Below are 15,881 nucleotides of genomic sequence, written 5' to 3'. Positions count from 1 at the left end.
CAGGTGTCCCTCGGCCTGTGGAACAACGGCGCCACGCTGCACTCCCTGCTGGGCATCAACGGAGCAGGCCAGGGCAACGAGCAGTACCGAGCCCGGTGGAGGGACACCTACGGCAAGCCATCGCAGCGCCGGGGGCAGGCTCAGGGCAGGGGTTAGTTAGAGTTCGGGCGTGCGGCGGCCTCTGGTCCTCTTCGACCTCGACAACACCCTTGTAAACCGGCGAGGAACGCTAGCCGGCTGGTCTGCTCAGTTCACCTCCCGGCATGGCCTGGGGGACCAGGAGCAAGCGGGCCTCCTGGGGATGGTGGCAGAGCGGACGTATCCGTCGACCTTCGACGCGATCCGTACCCGCTATGGCTTGCTCATGCCGGCGGAGGAGTTGTGGCGGTCCTACTGCGCTGACATCGCGGCCATGGTGTCGTGCCCGGGTGCGGTCCTGGACGGGTTGGACGAGCTGCGCGCGGCCGGGTGGCGGGTGGGGGTCGCGACCAACGGGGCGGTGGATATCCAGTGGGACAAGCTGAGGGCCACCGGTATCGTCGATCATGTGGACGGCGCCTTCGTCTCCGAGGAGGCCGACGCCCGTAAGCCCGAGGTCCGGCATTTTGCTCTGGCCGCGGCCCGGTGCGGGGCCGCGCTGGGTGATGGCGGCTGGATGGTGGGCGACAACCCGGTCAATGACATCGGCGGCGGGCACTTGGCCGGACTGCGCACCGTCTGGGTCGACAACGGCCGTTCCTGGGTACAGCAGGCTCCGGACCCTGATCACACGGTTCCTCATGCGCGGGCCGCAATCGATCTCCTCCTTCGGTGCACGGCAGTTCGTGCGAGGACGGCGTCATGACAGCGACGGTCGGGCTGCTGCATCCAGGCACTATGGGGGCGGCCTTCGGCGCCCAACTCCGTGCCCGCGGCCACACGGTGCTCTGGTGCCCCGACGGCCGTAGTGACGCGACCCGTCTCCGAGCGGATAGCGCTGGCCTTCAACCCGTCGCGCTACCCGAACTCGTCGAGCGCTCCCAGGTGGTGCTTTCGCTCTGCCCGCCTGCTGCGGCTGAGGAGGTCGCAGCCCAGGCCGCGGCAGTTCGGACCGGTACGGATGCGATCTACGTCGAGGCGAATGCCGTGGCGCCGTCGCGTATGAAGCGAATTGCCGAGCTGCTCGAGCCGGTGCCGGTCGTCGATGCCGCGGTGGTCGGGTCGCCCCCGACCGGTGGCAAGACGCCCACGCTGTACCTCGCGGGTGCCGACGAACAGACCGACCGGATCGTCCAGCTCCTCGCGGAGACGGATGTCCGCACGCATGTCATCGGCGATCGTTTCGGCGCGGCCTCCGCGCTGAAGCTCGCCTACACCAGCTACCAGAAGGTCTCCCGCGTGCTGGCCGCCGTGGCGTACGGAGCAGCCGACGCGTACGGCGTCGGGGACGAGCTGCTGGAGATCGCGGCCAAGCGCACCCGCAGCTACCTCGTGGAGATCGACTACATCCCCAAGACCGCCGCCCGCGCCTGGCGCTGGGGTCCTGAGATCGAGGACGCGGCCGCTCTGCTCGCGGGCGCCGGACTGCCGGACGCCCTTATGCACGCGGCTGCTGCGACGCTCGCTCGCTGGGACGACAGCAAGGACCAGGCGCTGACCATCGCAGAGGCGTTGGAAGCCCTGCATGTGGAGCCGGACGACCCGAGCTGAGTCGTCGAGCCCGGCGGTGCGGCCTCGCGACGGTCAGGGCTGAGCCACCGCACTTCGGATGAAGGCGTCGATCTGCTGGGCGGCGTCCCGGGGCGTCGTCACGTCCGTGTCCACCCGCACCTCCCACCCGGCCTGCGGATACGGGGCGAGGTCCGCGTGGGTGGCGTCCCACGCGGCCAGTCGAGCTGCCGTGTCGGTGTCCCCCCGCTGTTGTGACCGCTCAGCCGTGGACGCCCTAGAACACCACAGCAGCACACGCACCCAGCGCGCCGGGAAGAGAGCGCCTACCCGCTCCACCCCCGCCACCTGGCCGAGGTGGACGACCGGTATCTTCCCGTCCTCCATGGCTCGTTCGAGCCCGGGCCGGTCGACGACGTAGACGTTGCCGTACCGCTCGTTGCGGTAGATGACGTCTCCGCGCGCTTCCAGGTCGGCCAACTCCTCCTGTGTGCCCATCCGGTACCCCGTGGACTTGCCACTGCCGACCTTGAGGCGGTGAAAGGGGACGTAGCGTGCGTCGAGTTCAGTCAGGGCCGCGGTGACCGTGTCCTTGCCCGCCGCCGGAGGCCCGTACAACAGAACGCCCGGCCTCATGGGAACACCGCCCCGAAGACCTGACGTACCTGGTCGGTGAGGGAGATCGCGGCGCCGAGCCGGTTGTCGACGCTCAGGTGGGGAACGACGGGCCGCAAGTCGAGATCGAGCCCGGCGGCGTAGGCATCCCAGTTCTGGAGTTTCCAGCTGTCGCGGGCCGCGGACCGGAAGCTGATGTTCTCGTGCATCGTGTCGAGGTCGCAGTGGATCCACACGACCACGACGGTGACGCCTCGCGCCTCGCAGCGGTTGATCAGTCGCCGCATCCACCGGGCGTCGGTGGCCTCGGCTACGAACGGTGCGGTGAGTACGGTGCTGATCGCGCAGTCGATGTTCGCGTATGCGGTCTCCAGCAGGCACTGGTACTCCAGCGGGCGGACCTTCTCCCGGTAGACGTCCGAGTGCCGGTCGTTCGGGTCACTGCCCAATTCCACGAGCAGGCGCTCGACCAGCGGGCGCGTGATCGGGTCCTTGTCGAGGACGGGCCAGCCGGTGAGCTGGGATATGAACCGCGAGAACTCGGACTTTCCGCTTCCCGCGTAGCCGCCGACCATCAGTAAAGTCGGTCGGTTGGGGTCGCCGCCGGTGTGACGCCGCTTCCAGGCGTCGAGTATCCGCTGCTGCACGCTGGGCCCGTCGATCTCCTCAGGGCCAGGCCCGAGTTGGAGCAGCGCGCGTTCCACGGCCAGTACGTGGGCGCCGTCGTGCGGTTCGCTCGACGCGGTGAACTTCAGCGTCGTCGCCTCGTCCGGCAACGCGTGGCGGAAACCGAGCTCGGGTTCGGTCGCCCGGTACAGCAGGCAGTAGGCGCGCCGGTAATGCGGCCCGGGGTAGACCTCGCCCTGTTCGTGCTGCCACAGAGTCTGGAAGTTGGCGGCCGGCACCGTCAGATTCGCCGCCCCGGCCACCTCACGCAGGCGTTCGCCCGCACCCTCCAGGGTCAGACCGTGGGCCTCGCGCTGCTGCCGCAGCTTGTCCGGGCGCCAACCGGGGCGATTCTTACCCACCGTGTCCACCGCCTGCCCATCGCTGGTCATGATCGGGAGCCTAGGCAAGCCTCTCATGAACGCGTGTGTAAGCGGATGTTGAAAAGTCAGGCTGCCCGTTGCTGAGCCCGTGATGAGGAGGTTCGGCAACTCTCCGTGATACTCCACTGCTTCCCGAGCCGCTGTGATGGTTCGCACCGAAGCAGTCGTCACTGATCGGCTTCGGTGCCTAAGTGGCGGCCGACACCTGCCCCCGTCAGGCATCGGCCGCCACTGCTCACCCCGCAGGCTGAGGAGAAGCTCCGGATGAAGCACCAGCAGCTACCGGCGCCGGACGAATTCCACGTCCAGGCCGGCGCCGACGCCGTCGGCGATGCTCGGCGGAGAATCGTCCTCGCTGCGCGTCACTGGAACGTTCCCCTGTCCGACTCCGCGCTGGCCGACGTGGAACTGTGCGCGAGCGAGATCATCACCAACGCCCTGACCCACGCCGGCGACGAGTGCTGGGTGCGCACGCACTGGACCGGCCAGTTCCTCCAGGTCGAGGTCACTGATCGCTCCCTGCGGCCACCCGTGTCGTCCACCGCATCGCCGGACGACACGAGCGGCCGGGGCCTCGCCATGGTGGAGTGCTTCTCGCACGCCTGGGGCTGGGTGCCGAAGGAACTGGGCAAGACCGTCTTCTTCATAGTGGCCGCCGAAGCCGTGCTCACGGGCACAACACGGCTGAGCGCGCTGGCGCGGACGGCCCAGGCGTGCATCACGCAGGCACGGAGCACCGCCCTGTGGGCCTCCGACACCCGGCGCCGGCGCAAGGCCCGTACACGAGGGCAGGCCCTCCGGGCATCCACAGCAGTGGAAGCCCTCGATGGGGCGGGGTGGTCGGCGTGACGGGGGCTGTCGGCGAGGCGCTGCGCGGGCGCTTCGGGCCGTTGGTGCCGATGCACGACAAGCCGCTGTCCACGATGTGGGGCGCGTGCGGCGGTGAGGCTGTGCTCAAGGTCTACCGGCGGATTGCGCCTGCGGAGCGGCGCGACCGTGAGGCACAGGCATTGGCCCTGGCCCGCGGCTGGGGCGTGCCCGCACCGGCTGTGCGTGAAAGCGGCTCCGAAGAGGACTACAGCTGGTTGCTGCTTGACGCAGTCGCCATCACCGCGCCACAGGGGACCGACACGCTCCGCGCATTCGTCCAGCGCACGCTCGCGCTCACGGTGGTCCTTCAGCAACGGCCCGCGCCTGCCTGCGCAGGCCCAGGCTGGCTTTCGCCCGAGGGAAGCGGACAGAGCAACAGTGACGCGCTTCTGGACCAGCTCTCCGCGCGGTGCGCCGGGCAGGCGTGGTGGGACCGGTTGTCCGGCAGCCTCGCCGGTCTGGACGACGAGCCGCCCGTGTATTTGCACGGCGACATCAAGCCCGAGCACTTCCTCGACGACGGACACACCGTGCACGTCGTCGACTGGGAGGCAGCCGCTCGCGGCCCGGCCGCGTGCGATGCCGCGGACGCCGCCTTTCACCTGGTCCGTGACCTGGTCTACGTCGGCACACCGGCGTGGCCCCTCGACTCCGTCGGCCGGCTGCCGGTCACAGGCCCGGTCGCGGCCTGGCGCTTCGTGCGCTGGCTGGACCGGCGTCGGCCGGACGACCTCGCTCTCGTCACCACGGCCGACCTGACCGGTCTCATCGGCGCCTGCGACACCCCGGACGTTCTTCGCCGTCTCGCCCGGCTGATCACCGTCGCGCGCACGGCGGGGGTCCCCCGATAGCGCAAGCAGTTCCCCCTGGCTCCATCCGTTCCCAACGCCAAGGAGCACCACGTGAACCGCACCATGTGCACGTCCGGAAGCAGCCGGATCGTCATCGAGACGGGTGGCCCGGCCCCGGACGGGACCACCATCGTGGAACGCAAGGGGTTCGGGCACCCGGACACCCTGGCCGACCACCTCGCCGAACGGCTCTCCCAGGCGTACAGCCGTCACACGCAGGAGGCCTTCGGCGCCGTCCTCCACCACAACTTCGACAAGCTCGCCCTCCTGGGCGGCGCCAGCCGGGTCGAGTACGGCGCCGGCGGGATGAAAGCGCCCGTCCGCGTCCTGGTCAACGGGAGGGCCGCCCGCGCCTGTGGGGGTACGGAGATCCCGGTGCACGAGCTGGCCGAGCAGACGATCCGGGAGTTCTTCGCGGAGCGCCTGCCGGAACTCGCGGACCACCTCGACCTCCACTTCCACATCACCGCCAATTCCAGCCCCGGCGCGGTCATCACCGACACCGGCGCTCCCGAGCGCACCCGCTGGTTCGCACCCCGGTCCGTCGAGGACCTCCGCGAGAGGCAGGCGCTCATCGCCAACGACACCTCGATCGGCACCGGCTGGGCACCCCACACGCCGTTCGAGGTGCTGGTGCGGGAATTGGCCGACGGCTTCTCCGACGTCACGCCGTTCACCCGCGCGCACCCGTGGTGCGGCAGCGACGTCAAGGTCATGGGCTACTACGACGGCGAGCAGGCCGATGTCGTCCTGTGCGTTCCCCAGAAGAGCCGGTTCGTTCCCGGCCGGGCCGCGTACCTCGCCAACAAGGAGACGGTGCTCGCCGAGTGCCGTCGGATCGCGGCCGAGCACCTGCCCGGCACCTCGATCGACTTCCGGTTGAACGTCCGCGACGTTCCGGAGAAGGACGAGCTGTACCTGACCTACTCCGGCAGCTCGATCGAGTCCGGTGACGAAGGCGTGGTGGGCCGCGGCAACCGGGTCAACGGCCTGATCACCCCGCTGCGGCCGATGAACATGGAGGGCGCCAGCGGCAAGAACCCCGTCTACCACGTCGGCAAGCTCTACAACCTGGCCGCCGCCCGCCTGGCGCACCGCCTCCACGAGGAGACGGGCGGCCACGCCGAGGTCCACATGGTCAGCGCCACCGGCGAGCCGCTGGACCAGCCCTGGCGTGTCCTCGTGCGCCTCTCCCGCCCGGACGCCCACGTGGACACCGTCCAGGCTCTCGTCCTGGAGACGCTTGCCGGTTTCCCGACGCTCACGCAGGAGCTGGTACGGGAAGGGGTGCTGCTCAGTTGAGGACGCCTCCCGTCCTGCCGCCGCCACCCTTGACCTGCCGCGGTCGCCTCATCGCTCATTACGGTGGGGCAGCGGAGGCGTGGCTCGACCGCGTCCCTCGACTGCTCACGGACGCCGGGCACCGGTGGAATCTGCGGCTCACCGGCTATCACGACGCCGGTCACGCCAGCGTTCTCGCCACAGCCGTCGACCGCCAGGACCGGCCCGTCCTGGTGAAGACCTGGTTCGACCCCGACCGCTACGTCCGTGAGACCGCCGCCCTGCGTCTGTGGCATCCCGGTCCTGACCGCGTCGTCCTCGACACCGCGGACGAGCTGTCCGCCGCGCTCCTGCGCATGATCGCCGGGCGCCCAGGCGGCCACGAGCCCCCGCCCGGCGAAACCGCGCTGGTAGCCGAAGCGCTCCAGCAGGCGCACGGCGTCGGTCGGGATGTCGTTCCGGGCACGTTCCCCTCACTCGCCGATCACCTCGCCAACGAACTCTGGCCCCGTATGCGGGAACGCGCGCTCACCAGCCTCCACGGCTCTCGCATCGCCCAGATCACGCCTTACCTGGACGGCCTCGCGGAAGCCCCCTTCCGTCGAACGGTGCTGCACAGCGACCTCTACCGGGAAAACGTCGCCTTCACCCGCCAGGGCCGTCCCGTTCTGCTCGACCCGCTGCCCATGCAGGGCGACGCCCTCTTCGACTGGGCCTTCTGGACCCTCTACTACCGCCTCGGGCACGCCACGGAAGAACGGCTCCGCGAGGCTGCCCGCCGCTCGGGCGTCCCGCGGGCCCGGATCCTGCCCTGGTGCCTGCTCATCGGACTCGACGGGCTCCTCTACTACGAGGACACAGGAGATCCCCGCCAGGAGCGCATGGCCGACGTCCTCACCACCTTGTACCGCTCCACCGACGGGGGGCCGACTCCGTGACGACGATCCTCATCCGGCACGCGAGCACGTCGTACAGCGCCCGCTACCTCGTGAACGGAGATCCGAGCGTGAGGCTGCCGATCAGCGCCGAGGGCGTCGCAGCCTGCCATCGCCTGCGGGACTCGGGTGCCGTCCGTCATCCCCGGACGTGGATCACCAGTGCCTTCGCCCGGACGCAGCAGACCGCGGTCCTCCTCGCGGGTCCGATGCAGCCGGAGCTGCACGTCGACGCCCGCCTCAACGAGATCGACTACGGCGCCTTCGAAGGGGGCCCGTTCCTCGACTACGCGGCCTGGCTGGGTCTGCACGGCCCCTTCACCCGCCCGCCCGGAGCCGCGGAATCCCAACGTGAGGCCTTCGTCCGCATGCTCACTGGCGTCCGCAATGCCCTGCGGCTTCCCGGCCCGCGGGCCGTCGTCGCGCACGGTCTCCTGCTCTCCCTGGTCGACTGGGCGCTGTCCGAGCCGCCCGGCGAACCGCTCCCGCTCTTCTTCCCGGAGGCTCCCTGCCTGGAGCCGGTCGTCGTCGCCGACACCCGGCTGCAAGCCCTCACCAGTCGGCTGATCGACAGCATCGACACCAGCGGGTCTCACGCACAGCCGACCGAGTGTGACTGGCCCGAATCTCGTCAAGGAGGGATGCCCGTCCTTGCTACCTTCGATCCTCTACGGACCCCGCCCGAGGAGAGATCCCCTCATGCATGATGCACGCGCTCTGATCGACATGGGAGACGAGGCTGTACGCCGCCTCGCCCGTCGCGGCTACGCCCTGGACCTCTCCTCTCTGGAGTCCCTCCAGTCCCGCCGTACCCAGAGCATTCGTGTCGTCGACGAACTGCGGTCGGAGTCCAAGTCCGTCGCGGCCGAGGTTCAGAAGACCGCAAGGTCCGGGGGCGACACGTCCGCCCTCAAGGAGCAGGCGCGCAAGCTCAAGGAGCGGATCCGTGAGACAGAAGCCGAGCAGGAGCAGGCGCAGCACGAGCTGACCGCGCTGCTGCTCACCATCCCGAACCTGCCCGCTGACGAGGCCCCGGACGGGGACTCCGAGGACTTCGCCGTCGAGCAGCGCCGGGTCGGGAACCCCCAGGCCTTCGCCTTCGAGCCCAAAGACCACGTCGACCTCGGCGAAGCGATGGGCATCCTCGACTTCGGCCGCGCGACCAAGCTCTCCGGCCCCCGTTTCAGCGTCCTGCGCGGCGTCGGCGCCGCCCTGGAGCGGGCCCTCGTCAGCCTGTTCCTCGACCTCCACACCCGCCGCCACGGCTACACCGAGCACTCCGTCCCGTTCCTGGTCACGCGCAAGACCATGACTGGTACCGGCCAGCTCCCCAAGTTCGAGGAGGACCTGTTCGCCACCGGCGTCGCCGACCGCGAACTCTTCCTCATCCCCACCGCCGAAGTCCCGCTCACCAACCTCTACGCCGACGAGGTCGTACCACCGACCCAACTTCCCCTTGCCCTGACGGCGCAGACTCCCTGCTTCCGCTCGGAGGCCGGTTCGTACGGCCGCGACACCCGGGGGCTCATCCGCCAGCACCAGTTCTCCAAGGTCGAGATGGTCCGCATCTGCGCGCCCGGCGACTCGCGCGCCGAGATGGAGAAGATGGTCGGCCACGCCGAGGCCTGCCTGAAGGAACTCGACCTCGCCTACCGCGTGGTCACCCTCGCCGCCGGCGACACCGGATTCTCCGCCCAGCTCACCTACGACATCGAGGTGTGGCTGCCCAGCCAGAGCACCTACCGCGAGATCTCCTCGATCTCCGACTTCGGCACCTTCCAAGGCCGCCGCGCCGGCATCCGCACCCGTGACGAGCACGGCAAGCCCACCCCGGCCGCCACCGTCAACGGCTCCGGCCTGCCCGTCGGCCGCACCCTGGCCGCGGTCCTGGAGCAGCACCAGCAGCAGGACGGCTCCGTCCTGCTCCCGCCATCCCTCGTCCCGTACCTGGGCTTCCGCCGGATCACGGCGGACGGAAAACCCTCGGAGGCATAGGTGTTAGTCGGCGTCTGCGACTTCCCGGGCAGCTACGCGTTCCCCCCGACCGGATACGGCGGGATCGAACGCTGGCTGTGGGCAGTCGCCATCGGGGCGAAAGCCGCAGGCGCCGACGTCCACCTCCTCGGGCCGGCGTGGCGCGACGACCTGGGCCCCGACTGGACCAGGAGGCCCGTGAGGCTGGAGGACACCGAGCCGGGGTCGGCCGCCGCCGCTGACCTGGCTGCTACCGGCTACGACCTGCTGGTCGTCGGCCACGAATACCCGACGCTTCCCGCCTGGCGCCGGATATCGGATCTGCTCGGTTGCGACGTCGCCACTTTCCAGCACAATCCCGACTTCCGCCACGCCCCGGACGCCTTCGACGGCGAACGAACCCGCCTGTACTGCTATTCGCCCGAGATGGCCGAGCGGTACGCCACACACCAGCCCCGCCTGGAGCTGGCCGTCCATCTGGGCCTGGACGAAGCCGAGCCGCCCGCGGCCAAGGGCAGCGACCTGGTGTGGCTCGGCCGCATCGACGCGGAGAAGGCACCGCACCTCGCCGTCCGCGCTGCCGAAATCCTCGGCCGCCGCATACACCTGGTCGGCCCGGTTTTCGACCGCAGGTACGTCGAGCGCCACAAGCAGCAGCTCGCCGCCGACCACGTCGAATGGGTGGGCGAACTCGGCGGCCATGCCAAGATCGCAGCCCTCCACCAGGCCGGCACCTTCGTCTACACCTACGCTCGCGACTACGTCGAAGCAGGCGCGGCCGTCTTCGGCGAAGCCCTGCGCGCGGGGACACCGGTGGCCGCCCTGAGCTGGCGCGAGGGCACCTGCGCGGAAGCCGCGCTCTGCCCGGACACCGGCGTGACCACGGTTGTTCCGCCCGAAGTCGACGACGAGACGGCGGCACACGCACTCGCCGAAGCCATCGCCCGGACCGAAGACCTCGACGCGGCAGCCGTGCAGGCTCTCGGTCAGCAGCGCTTCGACCCGCAGTGGCACTTCGAAGCCCTGGCCAGTCGTTCGTGCTGACCACGCCAGATCCCGCCGAGATACCCGGCCTCCTCCGCAAAGCACTCGGACCTCGCTGGAACTTCACCGTCGAAGGCGCCCAGTTACTCGTCCGCCATCGGGACCACGCCACGCCCTACCGCCCGCCTCGCCGCGCTCTGCCCTGGCCGGACCTGCTCGCGCTCCTGGAGTCCGCCTTCGCCGACCAAGGCGTCCCCCGAGCCGCCTCCCTCCCCCTGCGCTGGGGCCGCGAGACCGAGCTGACCATCTCCGCGGTTCAGGCTCTCGACCCCGTACTCAAGGACGGCGGCACGGTCCCGTACCGCCAGGGCTTCATCCCCCAACCGGTCGTCCGGCTCACCGCCAAACGCGGTCCGGGCGGCACCCTCCAGGACGGCTTCCTGACGTCGTTCGTCAACGCGTCCCGCATCGCCCTGATCCCCGATCTGAGTGCGTACACCACTGCCTTCGACCAGCTCCTCACCGTTCTGTCCCGCCTCGGCCTCCACGCTCGCCACATCACCTTTCGGGGCCGCCTTGTCATCTGGCAGCGGCGCCAGGTGAAAGGCATCACCCTCCGCTTCGACCACGCCGGTCTCCCTCTCGGCGACATCGTCCTGCTCTGGAACGAAGCCCAGCCGGGCCGCCTCGCCCTCGACCTGGGCACCTCCCTGGAACGCCTCAACTGGGCCCGCCGCCGAGTCTCATGGCCCGAGCTGATCTACGGCTGCTTAGCCGACGCCGCGCCCCACGAGGTGCTTGATGCCGTTCGTACGGCAACGCTCCTCCTCGCCCACGGCCTCACCCCCTCCGCACGCGGCGCGGGGGGTGTCACCCGCCAGGTTCTCCAACGCGTTCCCCCGGGAGTAGCCGCCCTGGGGCTGAGCCGGGCCGTCCGCCACTTTCATCAGCACTGGCAATGCGTCTGCACGACCGCTGTCGGCTGGCACCACGTCTCAGCGCAGATGGAAGACCTGCTTGCACGCCCGCACTCGCCGTCGAGACGAGTGGGCCAGCAGGCGCAACGTCCAGGCCGAGCCGGTGTCGTACGCACCGCTGCCCCATGTCGAACGGATGATCACTTCTCGTGATCTTCTCAACACTGATTGTCAGTGGTGGGTGCGAGCATGAAGTGCGCACGGGGGCAGGCCACGAGTTGAGGGGGGCGCATGCCCTGGATAGACAGGTACGTCAAGGCCGACGGGACGACAGTGCGGGGGCACTGGCGTTCCGCGGCGGGGTCGGGGACCGCAGTGCTGATGTTCGGCGTGCTCTTATTTGTGGCTGCGGGCAACCACGGCCAGGCCTCCGCGGATCCGGAACACACGGGGCCCGCACCGGCCCGCACGGTGCATTATCCGATCACGTTCCCACCCGCGAAGGGACACCCGCACCACACGGCACCACGCCCGACGGTGTCCTACCCGATCAAATTTTCGGACGCGCCACGAACGCAGCCGCGCCCCCACTCCACCGTCTCGTACCCGATCCGTTTCCCCTCCTCGAGGAGTGGGCGATGACCCGCAAGGCTCCGGTGAGGCGCCGGCCCGCGCGGAGGAAGAACAGCGACGCGCTCATTCCAGTCCTGTTGGCCGTCGGCGTCGCGATCGTGATCATCGTGACAGTGGTCAGCTGGCTACTGGCTCACGTGTGGATCCTCGTGCTCCTTCTGCTCGCAGCCGGTGGTGCCGCGGGAGCGTGGTGGCACCAGCGCGCCCGGCAGGCGCAGTGGCAGGCCGTACGCGCCCAGAACCTGCGGTACGCGCTGTCCCAGCTCGATGCCCTGCACCACAGGCAGTTCGAGCACGCCGTTCGCGACTTGATGCGCAGGGACGGCTGCCGCGACGCGGTCCAGGTCGGTGGAGCAGGCGACAACGGCGCTGACGTCAAGGCGACCGACCCCTTCGGCCGACGCTGGGTCATCCAGTGCAAGCACCGCCGCAACGGCGACCACGGTTCCGCCGTCGGCACGCCGGACCTGCACGTTCTCAACGGCACCGCCCGGCAGTTGCACGGCGCCGACGTGGTCGTCCTGGTGACCAACGGCCGCTTCACCGCCAACTGCCCGCCGCTGGCGAGGTCCCAGAAGCTCCATCTCGTCGACCGGCGTCTGCTCGGCGCATGGGCGTCCGGATCGCGGCCCATATGGGAGGTCCTGCGCGAACTGCCGCCGCCGCGCAGATCATCGTCACTGTCGTGACAGCAGCGGGGGCCGGCCTCTACCGGCCCCCTCGTGGAGCGCGGGCCAGGGATTCCTAAGCCTTTGGCGCCTCTGTTCCGTTCGGCGCCTGTCGGTGGCGACGCTGGTCGTTCCGGGCGCGGCTGCGGCAGTGTGAGCCGCGCGGTACGGCGCGGATGCGGGCTCGGTTCATGCACTCCGGACGGCGGCGGGGTCAGATCGGCGGAGCCTTGCTGGGTTCGCCCAGGACACCAACTGAGACCAAGCACGTTGAAGGGCCCCACCGCGAGCGGTGGGGCCCTTCGACGTCGTGCCCGGTGAGGCACTGGCGGAGGATACGAGATTCGAACTCGTGAGGGGGTGAACCCAACACGCTTTCCAAGCGTGCGCCCTAGGCCTCTAGGCGAATCCTCCGTGGGGAACAGTACAAGACGGAGGGGGGTGGGGGCGAACTCGTTCGAGGGTGGGGGGATCGGGTAGGGTGGGCGTAGCCCCTCACGTGGCGCTATCTCGCTGAAATCCCCCAGGGCCGGAAGGCAGCAAGGGTAGGTGGGCTCTGGCGGGTGCGTGGGGGGTCTTTGTGTGGGTGGGAACGGTTGTCGGTGGGCGCGGATAGGCTCGTGGTGTGTCGCTCGCTCTGTATCGCCGCTATCGTCCCGAGACCTACGCCGAGGTCATCGGGCAGGAGCATGTCACTGACCCGTTGCAGCAGGCTCTGCGGAACAACCGGGTCAATCATGCGTACCTGTTCAGCGGGCCGCGGGGGTGCGGGAAGACGACCAGTGCGCGGATCCTCGCGCGGTGTCTGAACTGCGAGCAGGGGCCGACGCCCACGCCCTGCGGGGAGTGCCGGTCGTGCCGGGACCTGGCCAGGAACGGGCCGGGGTCGATCGACGTCATCGAGATCGACGCCGCTTCGCACGGTGGTGTCGACGATGCCCGTGACCTGCGGGAGAAGGCGTTCTTCGGGCCTGCCGGCAGCCGGTACAAGATCTATATCATCGACGAAGCCCACATGGTCACCTCGGCCGGCTTCAACGCGCTGCTCAAGGTCGTCGAGGAGCCTCCGGAGCATCTGAAGTTCATCTTCGCCACGACCGAGCCCGAGAAGGTCATCGGGACGATCCGGTCGCGGACGCACCACTACCCCTTCCGGCTCGTGCCGCCCGGGACGCTGCGGGACTACCTCGCGGAGGTCTGCCGGCAGGAGGACATCGCCGTTGAGGACGGGGTCTTTCCGCTGGTCGTACGGGCCGGGGCCGGGTCCGTGCGCGACTCGATGTCGGTCATGGACCAGCTGCTCGCCGGGGCCGGGGCGGACGGTGTGACGTATGCCATGGCCACCGCGCTGCTGGGGTACACCGACGGGGCGCTGCTGGACGACGTCGTCGACGGCTTCGCCGCCGGGGACGGGGCCGAGGTCTTCCAGGTCGTCGACCGGGTGATCGAGGGCGGGCACGACCCGCGGCGGTTCGTCGCCGACCTGCTGGAGCGGCTGCGGGACCTGGTCATCCTCGCCGCCGTGCCGGACGCCGCGGAGAAGGGGCTCATCGACGCCCCGCGGGACGTCCTGGAGCGGATGCAGGCGCAGGCCTCGGTCTTCGGCGCCGCGGAGCTGAGCCGCGCCGCCGACCTGGCCAACACCGGGTTGACGGAGATGCGGGGGGCGACCTCGCCGCGGCTGCAGCTGGAGCTCATCTGCGCGCGGGTGCTGCTGCCCGCCGCCTACGACGACGAGCGGTCCGTGCAGGCGCGGCTGGAGCGGCTGGAGCGTGGCGGGGCCGGTGGCGGCGGCGGGTTCGCCGCCGCCGCGGGGGGTGGCGGGGGTGCCGGGGGTGGCTACCCGGCTGCCGCGCCGCCCGCGCCGGCAGCCCCCGCGCCGGTCGCGCCGCCCGCCGCCGCGGCCCCTGCCCCGGTGGCCCCGCCGCCCGTGACCGCCGCTGCGCCCCCGGCCCCGCCGGCCGCGTCCGCGCCCGTACCCTCCGCCGACAACCCCGCCCGGCGTGGGGCCTGGCCCACGGCCGCCGCGCCCGCGGCCACACCCGCCGCCGCTCCCGCGCCCGCCGCCCCGCAGGGGGGCTCCGCCGGGGTCGGGGATCCCTCGCGGGTGCGGCAGATGTGGCCGCAGATCCTGGAGGCCGTCAAGAGCCGGCGGCGCCTCACGTGGATGCTGCTCTTCAACAACGCCCAGGTCTCCGGGTTCGACGGCGAGACGCTGCAGATCGGCTTCGACAACGCCGGGGCCCGCAACAGCTTCGCCAACAACGGCAGCGAGGACGTCCTCAAGCAGGCCATCAGCGACGCCCTGGGCGTGCAGTGGCGGATCGAGGCCATCGTCGACCCCTCCGGCGGCGGCCCCGGCCCCGGCCCCGGTCCCGCGGGCGGCTTCGGCGGCGGAGGCGGCAGCACCCCCGGCGGCTTCGGCGGCGGCTCCCCCCGCCCGCCCGCACCCCCGCCCGGCCCCGGATCCCCCTCCTACGCCCCCGCGGGCCCGGACGCGTACGGCTCGGCCCAGGCCCCCGCCCGTACCGCACCGGCGACCACCGCGCCCGGCGCCCCCGGCGGCCCGGCCGTGTCCGGCGGCACTACCGCACTCGGCCCCGTCGCCGTACCCGGTCAGGGCACGGCCGTGGCCGCACCGCCCCCGCCCCGCCCCGCCCCGCCCGGGCCCGGGGACGTACCGCCAGGTCAGGCCCCCGGCGGGCAGCGGCCGAGGCTCATGACCGACGAGACGCCGCCCCCGATCGAGGACGACATCCCCGAGGACGACGACCCCGACCTCGTCGATTCGGCACTCAGCGGTCACGATCTGTTCATCCGCGAGCTCGGCGCGACCGTCATCGAGGAGATCCGGCACGACTGACCTTCCTCGCGGCCGCGGTTCGTCCCCTCCAGCCGGACTGACCTGGCCGGCAGCGGGCAGATGGTGCTCCGGGTACGCCGTAGGGCCGGCGCACCCGCTACTCCCGGCGGAGTCGGAGGACGGCGCGATCCTCCGTACGGCGTAGGGCGCGGCAAGGGGCGAACACGTAGGCTCGGCGTGTCACGGACGGCAGGGTGCGAGACGATCGAGAGACGGACGAAACGCGTCCGGCGGACGATGCGAGGCAGGAGCAAACCATGATTCCCGGTGGTCAGCCGAACATGCAGGCGCTGCTCCAGCAGGCGCAGAAGATGCAGCAGGACCTGGCCGCGGCCCAGCAGGAGCTGGCCCGGACCGAGGTCGAGGGCACGGCGGGCGGCGGGCTGGTCACGGCGACCGTGTCCGGCGCGGGCGAGCTGCGCGCGCTGGTGATCGACCCCAAGGCCGTCGACCCGGAGGACACCGAGACGCTGGCCGACCTCGTGGTCGCCGCCGTGCACAACGCGACGGAGGCAGCACAGGAAGTGCAGCAGCGCAAGCTGGGCCCGCTCGCGCAGGGCCTCGGCGGCGGGCTGCCCGGACTCTTCTGACCAT

Annotated in this window: 16 protein-coding genes, 1 tRNA gene and 1 other RNA gene; 15 read left to right on the top strand and 3 right to left on the bottom strand. The window is 70.6% G+C overall.

Going from position 1 to position 15,881, the window contains the following annotated elements:
• Positions 1–3 precede the first annotated feature (3 nt).
• From IH54_RS45235 to IH54_RS0102265, 3 genes are read left to right on the top strand one after another with little or no spacing between them, the layout of a single operon-like run.
• Positions 4–156 carry a hypothetical protein gene (locus IH54_RS45235; protein ID WP_159011613.1) on the top strand — a complete coding sequence of 51 codons (153 nt, stop codon included), beginning with the start codon at positions 4–6 and terminating at the stop codon, positions 154–156.
• Positions 157–169: 13 nt separating this feature from the next.
• Positions 170–844: an HAD family hydrolase gene (locus tag IH54_RS0102270; RefSeq protein WP_031512462.1), complete on the top strand. Its 675-nt coding sequence runs from the start codon at positions 170–172 to the stop codon at positions 842–844.
• On the top strand, positions 841–1,689 hold the full coding sequence (locus tag IH54_RS0102265; RefSeq protein WP_031512461.1) for a DUF1932 domain-containing protein: 849 nt from the start codon (positions 841–843) through the stop codon (positions 1,687–1,689). The genes IH54_RS0102270 and IH54_RS0102265 overlap by 4 nt, the downstream gene beginning before the upstream one ends.
• Before the next feature lie 33 nt (positions 1,690–1,722).
• Here IH54_RS0102265 and IH54_RS0102260 read toward each other — a convergent pair whose 3' ends face one another.
• Both IH54_RS0102260 and IH54_RS0102255 read right to left on the bottom strand, forming a co-directional pair.
• Complete coding sequence (locus tag IH54_RS0102260) at positions 1,723–2,283, bottom strand: guanylate kinase (protein WP_031512459.1); 561 nt, start codon at positions 2,281–2,283, stop codon at positions 1,723–1,725.
• Complete coding sequence (locus IH54_RS0102255; protein WP_031512458.1) at positions 2,280–3,320, bottom strand: AAA family ATPase; 1,041 nt, start codon at positions 3,318–3,320, stop codon at positions 2,280–2,282. Before IH54_RS0102255 ends, IH54_RS0102260 begins: the two co-directional genes overlap by 4 nt.
• 255 nt (positions 3,321–3,575) lie before the next feature.
• Here IH54_RS0102255 and IH54_RS41320 point away from each other — a divergent pair, with 255 nt between their 5' ends.
• The 9 genes from IH54_RS41320 to IH54_RS0102210 all read left to right on the top strand — a co-directional run bounded on the left by IH54_RS41320 (position 3,576) and on the right by IH54_RS0102210 (position 12,445).
• Entirely contained in the window at positions 3,576–4,160 is a 585-nt protein-coding gene (locus tag IH54_RS41320; protein WP_052396988.1) for an ATP-binding protein, read from the top strand.
• Entirely contained in the window at positions 4,157–5,032 is an 876-nt protein-coding gene (locus tag IH54_RS0102245) for a phosphotransferase family protein (RefSeq protein ID WP_159011610.1), read from the top strand. Before IH54_RS41320 ends, IH54_RS0102245 begins: the two co-directional genes overlap by 4 nt.
• 51 nt (positions 5,033–5,083) lie before the next feature.
• Positions 5,084–6,334 carry a methionine adenosyltransferase gene (locus IH54_RS0102240; RefSeq protein WP_031512454.1) on the top strand — a complete coding sequence of 417 codons (1,251 nt, stop codon included), beginning with the start codon at positions 5,084–5,086 and terminating at the stop codon, positions 6,332–6,334.
• A complete protein-coding gene (locus IH54_RS0102235) occupies positions 6,331–7,251 on the top strand; it encodes a fructosamine kinase family protein (RefSeq protein WP_234343318.1) in 921 nt (306 codons plus the stop codon). Before IH54_RS0102240 ends, IH54_RS0102235 begins: the two co-directional genes overlap by 4 nt.
• Positions 7,248–7,955, top strand: a complete 708-nt coding sequence (locus tag IH54_RS0102230) for a histidine phosphatase family protein (protein ID WP_031512451.1) — start codon at positions 7,248–7,250, stop codon at positions 7,953–7,955. Before IH54_RS0102235 ends, IH54_RS0102230 begins: the two co-directional genes overlap by 4 nt.
• Positions 7,948–9,243, top strand: a complete 1,296-nt coding sequence (gene serS, locus IH54_RS0102225; protein ID WP_031512450.1) for a serine--tRNA ligase — start codon at positions 7,948–7,950, stop codon at positions 9,241–9,243. The genes IH54_RS0102230 and serS overlap by 8 nt, the downstream gene beginning before the upstream one ends.
• Complete coding sequence (locus tag IH54_RS0102220; RefSeq protein WP_031512448.1) at positions 9,244–10,266, top strand: glycosyltransferase; 1,023 nt, start codon at positions 9,244–9,246, stop codon at positions 10,264–10,266.
• A complete protein-coding gene (locus IH54_RS41315; RefSeq protein WP_052396986.1) occupies positions 10,260–11,336 on the top strand; it encodes a hypothetical protein in 1,077 nt (358 codons plus the stop codon). The genes IH54_RS0102220 and IH54_RS41315 overlap by 7 nt, the downstream gene beginning before the upstream one ends.
• Positions 11,337–11,761: 425 nt before the next feature.
• Complete coding sequence (locus tag IH54_RS0102210; protein ID WP_031512446.1) at positions 11,762–12,445, top strand: restriction endonuclease; 684 nt, start codon at positions 11,762–11,764, stop codon at positions 12,443–12,445.
• Between the two features lie 305 nt (positions 12,446–12,750).
• Here the strand turns inward: IH54_RS0102210 and IH54_RS0102205 are convergent.
• Positions 12,751–12,838: transfer RNA gene (locus IH54_RS0102205), tRNA-Ser, on the bottom strand.
• A gap of 72 nt (positions 12,839–12,910) precedes the next feature.
• Here IH54_RS0102205 and ffs point away from each other — a divergent pair.
• The 3 genes from ffs (at position 12,911) to IH54_RS0102195 (ending at position 15,877) form a co-directional block, all read left to right on the top strand.
• Positions 12,911–13,007, top strand: an RNA gene (gene ffs / locus IH54_RS42360) — signal recognition particle sRNA small type.
• 42 nt (positions 13,008–13,049) lie between these two features.
• The gene (locus tag IH54_RS0102200; protein ID WP_031512444.1) at positions 13,050–15,287 is read left to right on the top strand and encodes a DNA polymerase III subunit gamma and tau; all 2,238 of its coding nucleotides are present in this window, start codon (positions 13,050–13,052) and stop codon (positions 15,285–15,287) included.
• Between the two features lie 257 nt (positions 15,288–15,544).
• The gene (locus tag IH54_RS0102195; RefSeq protein ID WP_078861873.1) at positions 15,545–15,877 is read left to right on the top strand and encodes a YbaB/EbfC family nucleoid-associated protein; all 333 of its coding nucleotides are present in this window, start codon (positions 15,545–15,547) and stop codon (positions 15,875–15,877) included.
• Positions 15,878–15,881: the final 4 nt, after the last annotated feature.

It is taken from the genome of Streptomyces sp. NRRL F-5123, assembly GCF_000721495.1.
GTDB lineage: Bacteria > Actinomycetota > Actinomycetes > Streptomycetales > Streptomycetaceae > Actinacidiphila.
This window is presented reverse-complemented; position numbering and strand designations above follow the sequence as displayed.

Excerpts from the sequence above, each read along its gene's own strand:
- IH54_RS0102195 (WP_078861873.1), top strand. The coding sequence starts at position 15,545 with ATGATTCCCGGTGGTCAGCCGAACATGCAGGCGCTGCTCCAGCAGGCG.
- IH54_RS0102255 (WP_031512458.1), bottom strand. The coding sequence starts at position 3,320 with ATGACCAGCGATGGGCAGGCGGTGGACACGGTGGGTAAGAATCGCCCC.
- serS (WP_031512450.1), top strand. The coding sequence starts at position 7,948 with ATGCATGATGCACGCGCTCTGATCGACATGGGAGACGAGGCTGTACGC.
- IH54_RS41320 (WP_052396988.1), top strand. The coding sequence starts at position 3,576 with ATGAAGCACCAGCAGCTACCGGCGCCGGACGAATTCCACGTCCAGGCC.
- IH54_RS0102260 (WP_031512459.1), bottom strand. The coding sequence starts at position 2,283 with ATGAGGCCGGGCGTTCTGTTGTACGGGCCTCCGGCGGCGGGCAAGGAC.
- IH54_RS0102265 (WP_031512461.1), top strand. The coding sequence starts at position 841 with ATGACAGCGACGGTCGGGCTGCTGCATCCAGGCACTATGGGGGCGGCC.
- IH54_RS0102210 (WP_031512446.1), top strand. The coding sequence starts at position 11,762 with ATGACCCGCAAGGCTCCGGTGAGGCGCCGGCCCGCGCGGAGGAAGAAC.